This window comes from Sphingomonas hankookensis, from assembly GCF_028551275.1.
GTDB lineage: Bacteria > Pseudomonadota > Alphaproteobacteria > Sphingomonadales > Sphingomonadaceae > Sphingomonas > Sphingomonas hankookensis_A.
Map to the genome: position 1 here is coordinate 2,879,406 of NZ_CP117025.1, position 14,056 is coordinate 2,893,461.

The 14,056-nt window shown below is 66.2% G+C and carries 10 protein-coding genes; 5 read left to right on the forward strand and 5 right to left on the reverse strand.

Features of this window, described 5'->3' with window-relative positions:
- Positions 1 to 5: 5 nt before the first annotated feature.
- From PPZ50_RS13660 to PPZ50_RS13670, 3 genes are all read right to left on the reverse strand, one after another.
- Positions 6 to 3,026: a TonB-dependent receptor plug domain-containing protein gene (locus PPZ50_RS13660; protein ID WP_272815325.1), complete on the reverse strand. Its 3,021-nt coding sequence runs from the start codon at positions 3,024 to 3,026 to the stop codon at positions 6 to 8.
- Between the two features lie 177 nt (positions 3,027 to 3,203).
- The gene (gene ahcY / locus PPZ50_RS13665) at positions 3,204 to 4,613 is read right to left on the reverse strand and encodes an adenosylhomocysteinase (RefSeq protein ID WP_066689421.1); all 1,410 of its coding nucleotides are present in this window, start codon (positions 4,611 to 4,613) and stop codon (positions 3,204 to 3,206) included.
- Between the two features lie 109 nt (positions 4,614 to 4,722).
- Positions 4,723 to 5,283, reverse strand: coding sequence for a YqgE/AlgH family protein (locus PPZ50_RS13670; RefSeq protein WP_066689422.1), 561 nt, complete (start codon positions 5,281 to 5,283; stop codon positions 4,723 to 4,725).
- A 116-nt stretch (positions 5,284 to 5,399) separates the two neighbouring features.
- Between PPZ50_RS13670 and PPZ50_RS13675 the strand changes: the two genes are divergently transcribed.
- The 3 genes from PPZ50_RS13675 to PPZ50_RS13685 all read left to right on the forward strand — a co-directional run bounded on the left by PPZ50_RS13675 (position 5,400) and on the right by PPZ50_RS13685 (position 7,960).
- Positions 5,400 to 5,882 (forward strand): peroxiredoxin, encoded by a 483-nt coding sequence (locus tag PPZ50_RS13675; RefSeq protein ID WP_066689423.1) that lies wholly within the window; start codon positions 5,400 to 5,402, stop codon positions 5,880 to 5,882.
- Between the two features lie 214 nt (positions 5,883 to 6,096).
- Positions 6,097 to 6,435, forward strand: coding sequence for a hypothetical protein (locus tag PPZ50_RS13680; RefSeq protein ID WP_066689424.1), 339 nt, complete (start codon positions 6,097 to 6,099; stop codon positions 6,433 to 6,435).
- A gap of 73 nt (positions 6,436 to 6,508) precedes the next feature.
- Complete coding sequence (locus PPZ50_RS13685) at positions 6,509 to 7,960, forward strand: AMP nucleosidase (protein ID WP_066689425.1); 1,452 nt, start codon at positions 6,509 to 6,511, stop codon at positions 7,958 to 7,960.
- A gap of 176 nt (positions 7,961 to 8,136) precedes the next feature.
- Here PPZ50_RS13685 and PPZ50_RS13690 read toward each other — a convergent pair whose 3' ends face one another.
- The gene (locus PPZ50_RS13690; protein WP_084401414.1) at positions 8,137 to 9,720 is read right to left on the reverse strand and encodes a lipopolysaccharide biosynthesis protein; all 1,584 of its coding nucleotides are present in this window, start codon (positions 9,718 to 9,720) and stop codon (positions 8,137 to 8,139) included.
- A gap of 101 nt (positions 9,721 to 9,821) precedes the next feature.
- Between PPZ50_RS13690 and PPZ50_RS13695 the strand changes: the two genes are divergently transcribed.
- Both PPZ50_RS13695 and PPZ50_RS13700 read left to right on the forward strand, forming a co-directional pair.
- Positions 9,822 to 10,202: a DUF305 domain-containing protein gene (locus PPZ50_RS13695; RefSeq protein ID WP_066689427.1), complete on the forward strand. Its 381-nt coding sequence runs from the start codon at positions 9,822 to 9,824 to the stop codon at positions 10,200 to 10,202.
- A 102-nt stretch (positions 10,203 to 10,304) separates the two neighbouring features.
- Positions 10,305 to 11,078 carry an ATP-dependent Clp protease proteolytic subunit gene (locus tag PPZ50_RS13700; protein ID WP_066689428.1) on the forward strand — a complete coding sequence of 258 codons (774 nt, stop codon included), beginning with the start codon at positions 10,305 to 10,307 and terminating at the stop codon, positions 11,076 to 11,078.
- Positions 11,079 to 11,279: 201 nt separating this feature from the next.
- Here PPZ50_RS13700 and polA read toward each other — a convergent pair whose 3' ends face one another.
- Positions 11,280 to 14,039 (reverse strand): DNA polymerase I, encoded by a 2,760-nt coding sequence (gene polA, locus PPZ50_RS13705; protein ID WP_066689429.1) that lies wholly within the window; start codon positions 14,037 to 14,039, stop codon positions 11,280 to 11,282.
- Between the last annotated feature and the right edge of the window lie 17 nt (positions 14,040 to 14,056).

Below are 14,056 nucleotides of genomic sequence, written 5' to 3' on the forward strand. Positions count from 1 at the left end.
TGCGCTTACATCTTTATGCGAGCGCCCGCGAACATGTAGCGGCCGATGACCTGCTGGATATAGGTCGTGTCGGCAATGTCCGCCTTCTGACCGAACACGTTGTTCACGCCACCGAAGAACTGGAAGCGGTCGGTCGCATCGACGCTGACATAAATATCGTGCTGCCACATCGCCTTGATGTACTTGTACTCGGGCGCAACGACGTCCGGGTTGTTCTCGTTCGTCAGATTGGCGTAGCGCAGCGTCTTGTCCATGAAGTTGACACCGTAGTTGACGGTGACATTCTCCAGCGACCAGGTCAGATCGGCATTCGCGCTGTACTTCGGCGCACGATACCCCGCTTCCTGGCGACGGTTGGTGACCGGGGCTCCCGGCGTGCCGATGAACTCCAGCTTGTCCAGATAGTTGCCGATCAGACGCAGGTTGAAACGGCCCGCCGAACCCGCATCGAAGGCGTAGTTGACGTTGACGTCCAGACCGGCGGTGCTGAAGCGCGCGACATTCTGCGGTGCGACGACGAAGCTGGTGATGTTGCCAACGGCCGCCGTGTTGCTGGCGACGTTGGTACGCGTGATCGACCGGCAGAAGACGTTGTCCAGCGTGGCCTGATCGACGCACAGCCGCGCGACTTCGTTGGCCGCGACCGTGTTGATCGCACCGCGCAGGTTGATGTCGTACCAGTCGGCACGCAACGACAGGCCCGGGATGAAGCGCGGCTGCAGCACAGCGCCCGCGGTCCAGGTCGTCGCTTCTTCCTCACGCAGCTGGCTGTTACCGCCCGAGAAGCCCGAGATGTTGGTCGAGCGCGCATCGACGTAATTGGCCGGATCGGCAACGCCCAGACCGCTCAGCAGCGTGCGGCAGTTCGCCGCGCGGGTCGCCGTGCCGTTCTGCAACTCGGCCCGATCGCACGGGTCGGTGATGAAGGCAAAGGTCTGCGACTGACCCGCGAACAGCTCGCCGATATTCGGGGCGCGCACCGCCTTCGAATAGGTGCCGTTGAACACGATGTCGCGGACCGGCGCGTAGGTGCCGTTGACCTTCCACGTCGTCGTGCCGCCGATGGTCGAATAATCGGAGAAGCGGATCGCCGCGCCGACGCTCAGGCGATAGGCGAACGGCAGGTCCTTCAGGATCGGCGCATCGAGTTCGGCAAAGCCTTCCTTCACGTCGAACTGACCCTCTTCGCGACCCAGCGAGTTCGTGAAGGTCAGCCCCTGTGCCGCGATGGCATCGGGCACGAACCGGCTCTCTTCCTTCCGATACTCGGCACCCAGCGCGAAGTTGACCGGACCGCCGGGCAGCTTGAAGAACTGACCGAAATCGCCCGAGATCGATCCCGACACGACATGCTGGCGCAGGCGCGAACGGTCGGTGGTGGTCGCACGCACGAAATCGAGCGCCGCCTGGCTCGGCGCACCATCGCCGAACAGGTTGAGCGGCACGCACTCACCCGGCCGGAACGTCGTCGGGTTCACCACGGTGCGGCTGGCATAGGGCTGGTTCGGCGTCCAGTTCGGCTGCAGGTTCACCCGGCAGGTGATCTGCCCGTTCGACGGATCGCGCACCGCGTCCAGCGCCGCATAGAAGCGGTCGTTATAGGTGTTGTTGACATAGCGGTTGGCGATGTCCGACTGCCCGAAGACATAGGACAGTTCGTAGCTGCCATGGTCGTTGATCTGGCCCTTCGCACCGACGACGGCGCGATAGGTTTCGCGGGTGATCGTCTCACCGCGCTGACCGATGTCGAAATTGTCACGGGTAATCAGCACGCCGCCATTGCCCAGATTGGGCAGGCCGGCCGGCAGATACGGATTGCCGTCCTCCGCCAACAGATAATAGTCAAACGACGGCTGACCGACGGTGAACGACTTGTTGCGGGCGTATTTACCCTCGGCGAACAGCGTCAGCGCCGGCGACACGTCGAAATGCGTGATCGCGTTCACAACATGGCGGTCGATGCGCGGCAGCAGGTCGTTGAGATAATCGGCGGTCTTGGTGCCGGTGCCGCCCTGCGAGAAACCGGGACGCAACACGGTGCCCAGCTGGAATGGAACCAGCTGTCCCGCGCCATTGACGATATAGTCCGGCTGACCGTCGAAATCGACGTCGATGCCACCCTCGCGCGCGGTGTCGTTGTAGCGGACGTCGCGGGTCGGGATATTGTCGGGGATGCCGTTGCTGGCACCGCCGGTATAGCCCGGCCGGAACTCCGGATCGTTCGGGTTGCGCTGGAAGCTGACCAGCCCGTTCCCGCGCAGGCGCGCGCGGTCTCGCGATTCCAGACGGCTTTCCGAACCATATTCATAGGCAAGCGCGACGTTGCCGCGGCCGTCGGCGAAATTCTTGCCGACGGTGACGGCCAGCAGGCGCTTGCCCGCATCGCCATATTCGGAAATGCCGGCCTGAGCGCGGGCGGTGATGCCCTCGAAGTTGCGCTTCAGGGCGAAGTTGACCACGCCGGTCACCGCGTCGGCACCGTACACCGCCGACACGCCGCCGGTCAGAACGTCGAACCGCTCGACCAGATCGCTCGGGATCGTACCGATATCGATCGCCTGCGACCCCGGAACCGACGCGACCTGGCGACGGCCGTCGATCAGCACCAGCGTGCGATCGGTGCCAAGGTTGCGCAGGTTCAGCACGTTGAGGCCCGACGCGCCGATGCCGACGCCGCTGCCCGCGGTATCGGCCGAGGTCGTCGACCCCTGCAGCGCGGGGACCTGCGCGATGATGTCGGTCAGGTTGGTGCTGCCGGCCTGCTGGATCGCGGCGGCGCTGACGGAGACGACCGGGCTGGGCGATTCGAAGTCCGGGCGACGGATGCGCGTACCGGTGACGACGATTTCGTCGCCGTTGCTGGCGTCTTCGGCGGTCTGCGCGGCGGGGTCTGCCGGGATCGGAATGTTATCGCTGTTGCCGGGCGCGGCAGTCTGCGCGGTGGCGGCCGCCGATGCCATCAGCGCGGCGACGACAACGGCACTGCGGGCGACACCGGCACGCAAACGCGACGTTGACTGGTTCATGAAACAGACCCCTTACTCATACAGTTATATGCATTCCTACGATACGCAGTCGGTTTCATTTGCAACGTATTGAATGATTGCCGGGGTGGTTTCGGCGCAGAGCGTTGCAAACGTGCAACAAAAGGGGCGGGCACCCGGTGGATGCCCGCCCCCTGTGGCGTCGGATCGCGTGGGCGATCAGTAGCGATAATGGTCCGGCTTGAACGGCCCTTCGACCGGCACGCCGATGTACGACGCCTGCTTCTCGGTCAGCTTGCTGAGCTTCACGCCCAGCTTTTCGAGATGCAGCGCCGCGACCTTTTCGTCGAGGTGCTTGGGCAGAACGTACACTTCGTTCTTGTAGTTCTCGCCCTTGGTCCACAGCTCGATCTGCGCCAGAACCTGGTTGGTGAAGGACGACGACATCACGAACGACGGGTGGCCCGTGGCGCAGCCGAGGTTCACGAGGCGGCCCTTCGCCAGCACGATGATCTGCTTGCCATCGGGGAACTTCACCAGGTCGGTGCCCGGCTTCACTTCGTCCCATTCATAGTTCGACAGGGCGGCGATCTGGATCTCGCTGTCGAAGTGGCCGATGTTGCAGACGATGCTCATCGGCTTCATCTTCGCCATATGCTCGGCGGTGATGACGTCGGCATTGCCGGTCGCGGTGCAGAAGATGTCGGCGCGTTCGACGGCCTCGTCCATCGTCACGACCTCGAACCCTTCCATCGCCGCCTGCAGCGCGCAGATCGGATCGATCTCGGTGACCATGACACGCGCGCCGCCGTTGCGGAGCGACTGGGCGCTGCCCTTGCCGACGTCACCGAAGCCCGCGACGCACGCGACCTTGCCGGCCAGCATCACGTCGGTCGCGCGACGGATCGCGTCGACCAGCGATTCCTTGCAGCCATAGAGGTTGTCGAACTTCGACTTGGTGACCGAGTCGTTCACGTTGATCGCCGGGAAGGGCAGCTCACCCTTCTTCGCGATTTCGTACAGGCGGTGGACGCCGGTCGTCGTCTCTTCGGACACGCCCTTCAGGTTCTTGACGGTTTCGGTCAGATAGCCCGGACGCTTGGCGATGAACGCCTTCAGCGCGCGCTGGAACTCGACTTCTTCCTCATTCTCCGGCTCGCCCAGCGTCGCGCCGGCTTCGAGCTTCGCGCCCCACAGCGCGAACATCGTCGCGTCGCCACCATCGTCGAGGATGATGTTGGCGGTCTGGTCGCCCCAGTTGAAGATGTCGCCGACATAGTCCCAATAGTCCGCCAGGCTCTCGCCCTTCACCGCGAACACCGGAATGCCCTTGGCCGCGATCGCGGCAGCGGCATGGTCCTGCGTAGAGAAGATGTTGCAGGTCGCCCAGCGGACGTCGGCGCCGAGCGCCACCAGCGTCTCGATCAGCACCGCGGTCTGGATCGTCATGTGCAGCGAACCGGTGATGCGCGCGCCTTTCAGCGGCTGCGACGCACCGAACTCGTCGCGCAGCGCCATCAGGCCCGGCATTTCGGTTTCGGCGATCTCGATTTCCTTGCGACCGAAATCGGCGAGGCTGATGTCGCGAATGACGTAATCGGTCTGCTTGTCGGCAATGGCGGTAGCCATGGGATGCTCCTGCGTGGGGCCATGGGCGCACCCATGGCGGATGGTCCGCCTCTACCGGCGGCCCCGCCGAAACGCAAATCCTATATAAAGATTCCTTTATATGCCGTGGTCAGGCGGTTCCCGCACCCAGCGCCAGCAACCGCGGATCGATGCCCGCCCGTTCGAACCCGCCGCGCCAGCGCGTCGCGGTCGGCACGTCGAACAGCAGCGCCCCGTCGCCGGCGACGTTCATCCAGCCATGGCGCGACAATTCGCTCTCCAGCTGTCCGGCTTCCCAGCCGGCATAGCCCAGCGCGATCAGGTAGCGCGACGGCCCGCTGCCCGCCGCAATGGCGCGCAGCACGTCGATCGACCCGGACAGCGCCCATTTGCCGGCCACGTCGATCGTGTCCTGCCCGCTCCAGCTGTCGTCGTGCAGCACGAAGCCGCGCCGCGTTTCGACCGGCCCGCCGAGGTGGATCGGCGCATCGGGCGCCTCGCCCGGTTCGATGTCGAGCTGCTTCAACAGCGCATGCAGCCCCAGGCCGTCGATCGTATCGCCGATCCCGACCCCCATCGCGCCCTCTTCGTCATGGGTGCACATCGCGATCACCGCATGGTCGAACCGGCGATCGCCGATCCCCGGCATGGCAAGCAAAATCTCTCCGGCAAGGAATCGCGTCTGGTCCATCATGCCGCCGACGCTAATCCCGCCCGCGACCGAGCGCCATGGTTGAAAAGGACCATGAGCGCACCCAAGCTGCATGGCGGCGCGCATCGTGCGCCGGACCCGAAGCGGAGAGATTCATGACGATCAAGGTCGGCGACCGCCTGCCCCACGCCACCCTTACCAAGGTCACGCCCGACGGCCCGGACCAGGTATCGACCGATGATTTCTTCGCCGGGCGTCGCGTCGCGCTGTTCTCGGTCCCCGGCGCCTTCACTCCGACCTGCTCGGCCAGGCACCTGCCCGGCTTCGTCGAACAGGCGCAGGCATTCCGTGACAAGGGCGTGGACGAAATCGCCTGCACCGCGGTCAACGACGCCTTCGTCCTGTCGGCCTGGGCCAAGGCCGGCGATGCGGGTGACAAGGTAACGATGCTGGCCGACGGCAATGCCGATTTCGCGAAGGCGATCGGGCTGACCATGGACGGCTCGGCCTATGGCATGGGCACCCGCTCGCAACGCTATGCGATGCTGGTGAACGACGGCGTGGTCGAGGCGCTGCATGTCGAGGCACCCGGCGAGTTCAAGGTCAGTTCCGCCGAAAACCTGCTGGCATCGCTCTAACGCTGTTCGCGCAGACTCGCACGCACACGTCACCCCAGCGAAGGCTGGGGTCTTACGGTGACAGCACGCAGCAGGAGCCGCGCGAGGCCCCAGCCTTCGCTGGTGCGACGTCGTGGGACAAGGGGCCATTTCCCGCCGGTTGTAACGGAACCGGCGGCGACCGTTCGAGTTAGTCGGTAGTTACGCAGCCATATCGATCAGGAAAGGGAACGTCATGACCGACACGACGACCACGACCAACGCCGCGAAGGATGTCGCCAACGACATCGCGAACGACGTCGCCGAAACCTCGGGCACGCTCGCCGAAAAGGCATCGGCGACCTACGCCTCGGCCAAGGACAGCGTCAGCGACGCCGCTGCCAAGTCGCGCGATGCCGTCAGCAGCGCCGCCAAGTCGACCGCCGAAACCGTGAAGGCACATCCCGGCGCGACCGCCGCGATCGTCGCCGGTGCCGCCGCCGCGATTGCCGGCGCCGCGTTCGGTGCGTCCAAGCTGATGGAAAAGAAGCGCGAGGCCGACGCCACGCCGAAGGTCCCGCCCTCGGCGACCTGAGGCCGCTGCCCCCGGCGCGTTACGCGCGCGCCGGGGGCTTGCGTTGCGCCGCGCGCCGCCTTAGCCACGGTCGATGACGCAGGCTTCCCAGATCGTCGCCGAACTCGATCGGCTCTACACCGCCTCGGTCGCGCGCCTCCGCGCCGCGCTGGACCGCTACCTCACCGACGGCACGCCCCCGCCCTCTTCCGCCAGGGTCGACGGGTCGTTCGCCTATCCCGAAATCCGCCTGACCTATCGCGGCAGCAGCGAACGGCCGACGCCGTCGCGCGCCTATGGCCGGCTGACGACGCCCGGCGAATATCGCATCAGCGTGACCAAGCCGGCGATGTTCGCCGCCTATCTGACCGAGCAGCTCGACCTGCTGATCGAAAACCACGACGTGACGGTCGAGGCGGTTGCGGGGCGGCAGGAAATTCCCTTCCCCTATGTCCTCGACGCGGGGCACGCACTCAGCCTCGACGCGGTATCGGCGACCGAACTCGCCCGCTATTTCCCTGCGACCGAGCTGGCGCATATCGGTGACGAGATCGCCGATGGCCTCTGGGCGTCGCAGGATGCGCATCGCCCGCTGGCGTTGTTCGACGGCCTGCGCACCGACTTCTCGCTCGCACGCCTGCGCCATTACACCGGCACGCCGCCCGAGCACATCCAGCAGTACGTGCTGTTCACCAACTATCACCGCTATGTCGACGAATTCGTCCGCTGGGCCGGCGAGCAGCTGAAGCCCGCCGCCGATGGCACGCCCAGCCGCTATACCGCGCTGTCCGGCGCGGGCGGCGTGCTGGCGACCGCCGGCGACGATGCGGAACGCATGGTCAGCGACAGCGCATGGCGGCGGCACCAGATGCCGGCCTATCACCTCGTTGCGCCCGACGGCACCGGGATCACGCTGGTCAATATCGGCGTCGGCCCGTCCAACGCGAAGACGATCTGCGACCATTTGGCGGTCATGCGGCCGGAGGCATGGCTGATGATCGGCCATTGCGGCGGCCTGCGTCCCAGCCAGCGGATCGGCGACTATGTCCTCGCCCACGCCTATCTGCGCGACGACCATGTCCTCGACGACGTGCTGCCGCCCGAAATTCCCGTCCCGGCGATCGCCGAGGTGCAGGTCGCGATGGCGCGCGCGGCGGAGATCGTGTCGGGCCAGTCGGGCGATGAGTTGAAGAAGCGCCTGCGCACCGGCACCATCGTCACCACCGACGACCGCAACTGGGAATTGCGCTTCAGCCGCTCGGCGCTGCGCTTCTCGCTCAGCCGCGCGGTCGGGATCGACATGGAATCGGCGACCATCGCCGCGCAGGGCTACCGCTTCCGCGTCCCCTACGGCACGCTGCTGTGCGTTTCGGACAAGCCGCTCCACGGCGAACTGAAACTGCCCGGACAGGCCAACCGTTTCTACGAACGCGCGATCAACGAACATATGCGCATCGGCATCGAGGCCTGCGAGCAGCTGCGACTGGAGGGCGCCCGGCTGCACAGCCGCAAGCTGCGCGCATTCAACGAACCGCCGTTCCGGTAACGGGCGCGCTTCGCCCCCAACGAGTAATCTGCCGACCGGCAAACGTCGCCCCAGCGAAGGCTGGGGCCTCTCGCGGCTCCTGCCGGGTGCTGTCGGCGAGAGATCCCAGCCTGCGCGGGGATGACGCATGTCGCGGCAGGACCCGCTCTCGATCTGGGGCGACGACCGCCCGCCCGCTACACCTTGTACCGGTCGGTCGGGATGGTCGCCTCGCTCGCCGCCGCGCTCTTGTGGAACAGCGCCTTGTCCTCCGGCCGGAACGCCCAGCGCCACAGGATCGCGAAATAGGTCGCGAGGATCACGGGTATGCCGAACAGCATCTCGGCCCATTCGAACCGCTTGGGCAGCTGCATGATCGCCGATCCGATCAGCGCCGCGGCCAGCACCGCCCATAGCAAGGCGGGGCGGAAATCGCGCACGCTATGGCCGAGCAGCTTCGACAGCAGCCCCGACTTGATGACCGATCCCAGCGCGACCGAGATGCACAAGGCCATCGCCGGCCCCACCGCCGCATAATTTTGCGGCAGGCCGAACGATCGCATCAGGAATACCAACGCGAAGCTCAGCACGACCTGGAACGTCAGCAGCCCGATCGAGATCATCAGGTTGCGATGCCGCGCGATATAGACCAATGCCGCTTCCGACACCGCGCCTTTCGCTGCCAGCACCTCCGCGATCAGCAGGAACGACAGTGCCCCCGCGCCACTCACGAACTCGCGCCCGACCACGCCCATCACGCCGGACGCCGGGATGCTCCCGGCCAGCGCCAGCGCCGCCTGCGCGGTGATGATCCAGAAACCGACCTGCCGCACCTGCCGCGCGACTGCGCTCTTGTCGTCCGCCGCCAGGCTCTGGGTGATGACCGGGCCCAGCACGGGGTCGAAACTGGTCTTCAGCTTCTGCGGCAGCGACGCGACCTGCTGCGCCATATAGTAGATGCCGACAATCGCCGGCCCGAAAAGCAGCCCCAGAATGAAGCGATCGACGTTGCGCGTGCCCCATTCGATCGCATCGGCCCCGGCCAGCGGCATGTTGCGCTTCACCAGCGCCAGCATCGGCCGCAGATGCGGCGACCAGCCATAGGGCAGGCCATAGCTGCGGATGAACGGCACGATCGACGCGACCAGCGCCGCCGCCATCGACAGGACGTAGCTCATGATCAGCCCGTCGCGCGTCGAATAATAGCTGAGCGCCCAAGCCGCGATCGAGATCGTCCACGGCTCCACCACCGCGCGCGCCGTCACCGCCGCCTTGACGTTCAACCGATAGGCAAGCGCCGCCAAGCTGACGTCCGACCAGGCGATGGCGAACACGATCAGCGGCAGCAGGCGCTCGAACCCGATCACCTCGCTGTTCGGATACATCACCTGCGGGAATACGAACAGCACGGCGCTGGCCGCGACGGACATGATGAACGCGACCGCCAGTGCGTCCCACACGACATGGGCATGCGGCCGGTCGGTCGACGACAGCGCCTGCGCCAGCCCCCGCTTCAACCCCAGCGTGGCGACCAGCGCCGCCAGTTCGACCACCAGCACCGCCAGCGCGAACCGCCCGACGATTTCCGGGCCATAGATGCGTCCGGCGATGAACAGGAACGGCAGGCGCGCGACGAGCCGCAGGACGAAACCGAACACGTTCGTCCGCCCGCCCTTGGCCAGGGCGGCGATGTCGTCGGCGGGTTGGGTCGGCGCGTCGGTCACGCGACGCGCGAAGGATCGATCATCGCGGCCTCTTACGCCAGGGCGTCCGCTCCCCATAGCCCCCGTATGCGCTTTGCCCGCGGGGTGCGGCTTGCGGGCAACGGTCGGAACGATCGGACGCCCCGGCCTTTGGACTACCGCAACGATGGAGACGATCGATGAAGCCAGCCGCGACGATCCTCGGCCTCACCCTGCTGGCGGCCTGTTCGCAACAGCCCGCCCCCGGCAACGGCGCGCAACCTCACGACGCCATGGCGCATGACGCGATGGCGCCAGGGGCGACGGACTCCGCAGCGACACGCGGCTACAAGCAATCGATGGCCGCCATGATGACCAAGGCCCCGCCCTATACCGGCGACGCCGATGTCGATTTCATGCAGCAGATGCGCGTTCACCACGCGGCGGCGGTGGCGATGGCCCGCACCGAACTGGCGCATGGCAAGGACCCTGAGGCCCGCACGCTGGCGCAGGCGGTGATCGACACGCAGCAGGAGGAGATCGAGCAGATCGACCGGTGGTTGGAGGCGAAGGGTCGATAACCGGACTGGCCTTCGCAATCGCCGGCGGTTGCGACACGACGGCGTAGCGCGCATCCTGCCCTGCGTCGGGCAGTCTATGCCAGTATCGGGAAGGAACACGGCATGTCGATCGCCGCATCGCTGGCGCTGCTGATCGCGGCGACCGGGTCGCCATGGGGCGAGGCGACGGGTTCCTTTCGCATCACCCCGGTCGATGCCGCCACCGTGCGGATCAGCGGGCTGATCCGTCCGGGGGATGCCGCTGCGCTCGAACGGCATCTGACGGACAAAGTGCAACGAGTCGTCATCAATTCGGCGGGCGGCGAAGCGGAAACCGCGCTGGCGATGGCCGGAATGGTCGAGGCGCGCCGTCTGAGCATCGTCGTCGACGGCGTCTGCGCATCGTCGTGCGCCAATTATCTGTTCGCCGCCGCCGCGCACCGAACCATATTACCCGGGGCGCTCGTGCTGTGGCACGGTGCGCCCGACGCGGCGTCGCGAAGCGACATGCATGCGCAGCTACGCACGGCGATGACCGGCGCCGGCGCGACGCCGGACGAGGTGGCGGCGACGATCGCGCGCGAAGATGCCCGACTGAACGGATGGATCGCTGCGCAGGATGCGCTGTACGCCAGACACGGCCTGTCGCCGTCGGTGCTATACCGCCTCAACGATCCAGCGCTTGGACAGCCGGTTCCCCGGCATGTACCGGACGCGGCGGGAGCGACCGACATGCTGCACCTGTCGAACGCCGCACTGCATTGCGCGGGCTTCGTTACCACCGCCGCTTCCGGTGCCACGCCGGTAGACGTCGCGGCACGCAAAATCGGCATGACAGGCGTGCGTATCGTCGCCCTGCCCGGTCTCGAGCGGCTACTGTGCCAGCCACGCCGATAGGGCGAACCCGGCGCTAGAGCGGTTTCCGACCAGATTGGATCGTCGGCACGGAGGGGATTTCGGTTTGGGGCAAGGCGCGAGGAGGGAGCGATGCAGTCGCATCGTAACCGACGAGCAACGCGGCCCCGGCGGGAAATCACCCCGCCGCGAAGCGGGCGCCCGCACGGCGATGACGATGGCTCAATCTGGTCGGAAACCGCTCTAGTGCGCCGCGCCCCAGCTCTTGCCCGTCCCGATCTCCACGCCCAGCGGCACCGACAGCTGCACCACCGGTTCCGCCGCCGTCTCCATCACCTGCCGGATCACCAGCGTCGCCGCCTCGACCAGCCCCTCGGGCAGTTCGAACACCAGTTCGTCGTGCACCTGCAACAGCATCCGCACTTCGGTGAGGCCGGCCTCGGCCAGCGCAGGCCCCATCCGCGCCATCGCCCGCTTGATGATGTCGGCGCTCGTCCCCTGGATCGGCGCGTTGATCGCGGCGCGTTCGGCGCCCTGCCGCTCATGCTGCACCTTCGACTGGATGCGCGGGAAATGCGTCTTGCGCCCGAACAAGGTCGTGGTGAAGCCGGTCGTGCGCACGCTCTGCGTCGTCTCGGCGATATAGCGGTTGATGCCGGGGAAGCGGTCGAAATAGCGATCGATCATCGCCTGCGCCTCGTCCGCGCTCACGTCCAGCCGCCCGGCCAGCCCCCAGCGGCTGATGCCGTAGAGGATCGCGAAGTTGATCGTCTTGGCCCGCCCGCGCGTGTCGCGGTTGACCTCGCCGAACAGCTCCTGCGCGGTGATGCTGTGGATGTCGTCGCCGCGTTCGAACGCCTCGCGCAGCTGCGGTACGTCGGCGATATGCGCCGCCAGCCGCAGCTCGATCTGCGAATAGTCGGCCGCCAGGATGACATTGCCCGGCTCGGCCACGAACGCATCGCGGATCTGCCGGCCGACCTCGGTGCGGATCGGGATGTTCTGCAGATTGGGATCGGTCGACGACAGCCGTCCCGTCTGCGCACCGGTCAGGCTGTACGACGTATGCACCCGCCCGGTCGCCGGGTTGATCTGCGCCTGCAACGCATCGGTATAGGTGCTTTTCAGCTTGGACAGTTGCCGCCAGTCGAGCACCTTCGCCGCGATCGCCGCGCCGGGCGAATCCTTGTCGGCGGCGATCCGTTCCAGTTCGTTGACGTCGGTGGAATAGACCCCTGACTTGCCCTTGCGCCCGCCCTTGATGCCCAGCGTCACGAACAGCACGTCGCCCAACTGCTTCGGTGACCCGATGGTGAACTTCGTCCCCGCCAGCTCGTGGATTTCGGTTTCCAGTGCCGCAATGCGGGCGGAGAAATCCTCCGACAGCTTGGCCAGCACGCCGGCATCGACCTTGATCCCGGCCTGCTCCATGTCGGCGATCACCCGCACCAGCGGCCGGTCGACCATCTCGTACACCCGCGTCGCCGACTCATAAGGCAGCCGCGGCTTGAACCGCCGCCACAGCCGGAGCGTCACATCGGCATCCTCGGCGGCATAGCGGGTGGCGGTCTTCAGGTCGATCTCGCCAAAGCCGATCTGCTTCTTCCCCGTCCCCACCACGTCCTTGTACGCGATGCAGCTATGCTGGAGATGCGTCGCGGCCAGTTCGTCCATGCCATGCCCGTGCAACCCGGCGTCGAGCGCAAAGCTCATGACGATCGTGTCGTCATAGGGCGCGACGGTCAGCCCGGCGCGCGCCAGCACGATCATGTCGTACTTCAGGTTATGGCCGATTTTCAGGACGCTCTCGTCCTCGAACAACGGCTTCAACGTCGCCAGCACCGCCTCGCGCGACAGCTGTTCCGGCTTCTCCGCGAACATGTCGGTCCCGCCGTGGCCGATCGGAATATAGCAGGCGAGGTTCGGGTGCAGCGCCATGCTCACGCCGACCAGCTCTGCCCGCGTCGCGTCCAGACCCGTCGTCTCGGTATCGATCGCCACCCAGCCCTGATGCCGCGCGACCTGCACCCAGCGGTCGAGCGCCTCCTGCGTCACCACCGTCTCGTATGCGTCATGATCGCAGGCCGGCTCGTCGTCCTGCGCCACCGGCGCGGCGGGCGTCTCAACCGGCGTATCGGCAACCTGGCCGAGCTTGGTCAGCAACGTGCGGAACCCGTGATGTTCGAGGAACGCGCGCAGCGGCGCCTCCGGAATCCCCTGCAATTCCAGCGCGTCGAGCGGTTCGGGCAGCCCGCCATCGCATTTCAGCGTCACCAGCACCTTCGACAGCCGCGCATTGTCGGCATGGTCGATCAGGTTGTCGCGCAGCTTGCCCTTCTTCATCTCGGGCGCCGCGGCGAGGACGGCTTCAAGGTCGCCATGCTCGTTGATGAGCTTGGCGGCGGTCTTCGGCCCGACCCCCGGCACGCCCGGCACATTGTCGACGCTGTCGCCCATCAGCGCCAGCACGTCGCCCAATTTGTTCGGGGTCACGCCGAACTTCTCGACCACATGGTCCGGCCCCAGCGTCCGGTTGTTCATCGTGTCGAGCATGTCGACCGACGGGTCGGTCATCAGCTGCATCAGATCCTTGTCGGAACTGACGATGGTCACCGCCCAGCCCTGCGCCAGCGCCGCCTGCGTATAACAGGCGATGATGTCGTCGGCCTCCAGCCCCTCTTCCTCAATGCACGGCAGGCTGAACGCCCGCGTCGCATCGCGGATCATCGGGAACTGGGGCACCAGGTCCTCGGGCGGCGGCGGCCGATGCGCTTTATACTGATCGTACAGGTCGTTGCGGAACGTCTTCGACGATTTGTCAAGGATGACCGCCATGTGCGTCGGCCCATCCGCCTTGTGCAGCGCATCGGCCAGCTTCCACAGCATGGTGGTATAGCCATAGACCGCCCCCACCGGCTCGCCATGCTGGTTGGTCAGCGGCGGCAGCCGGTGATAGGCGCGAAAGATATAGCCGGAGCCGTCGACGAGATAGAGATGGGGCATGGGCGGGAGATAGCAGC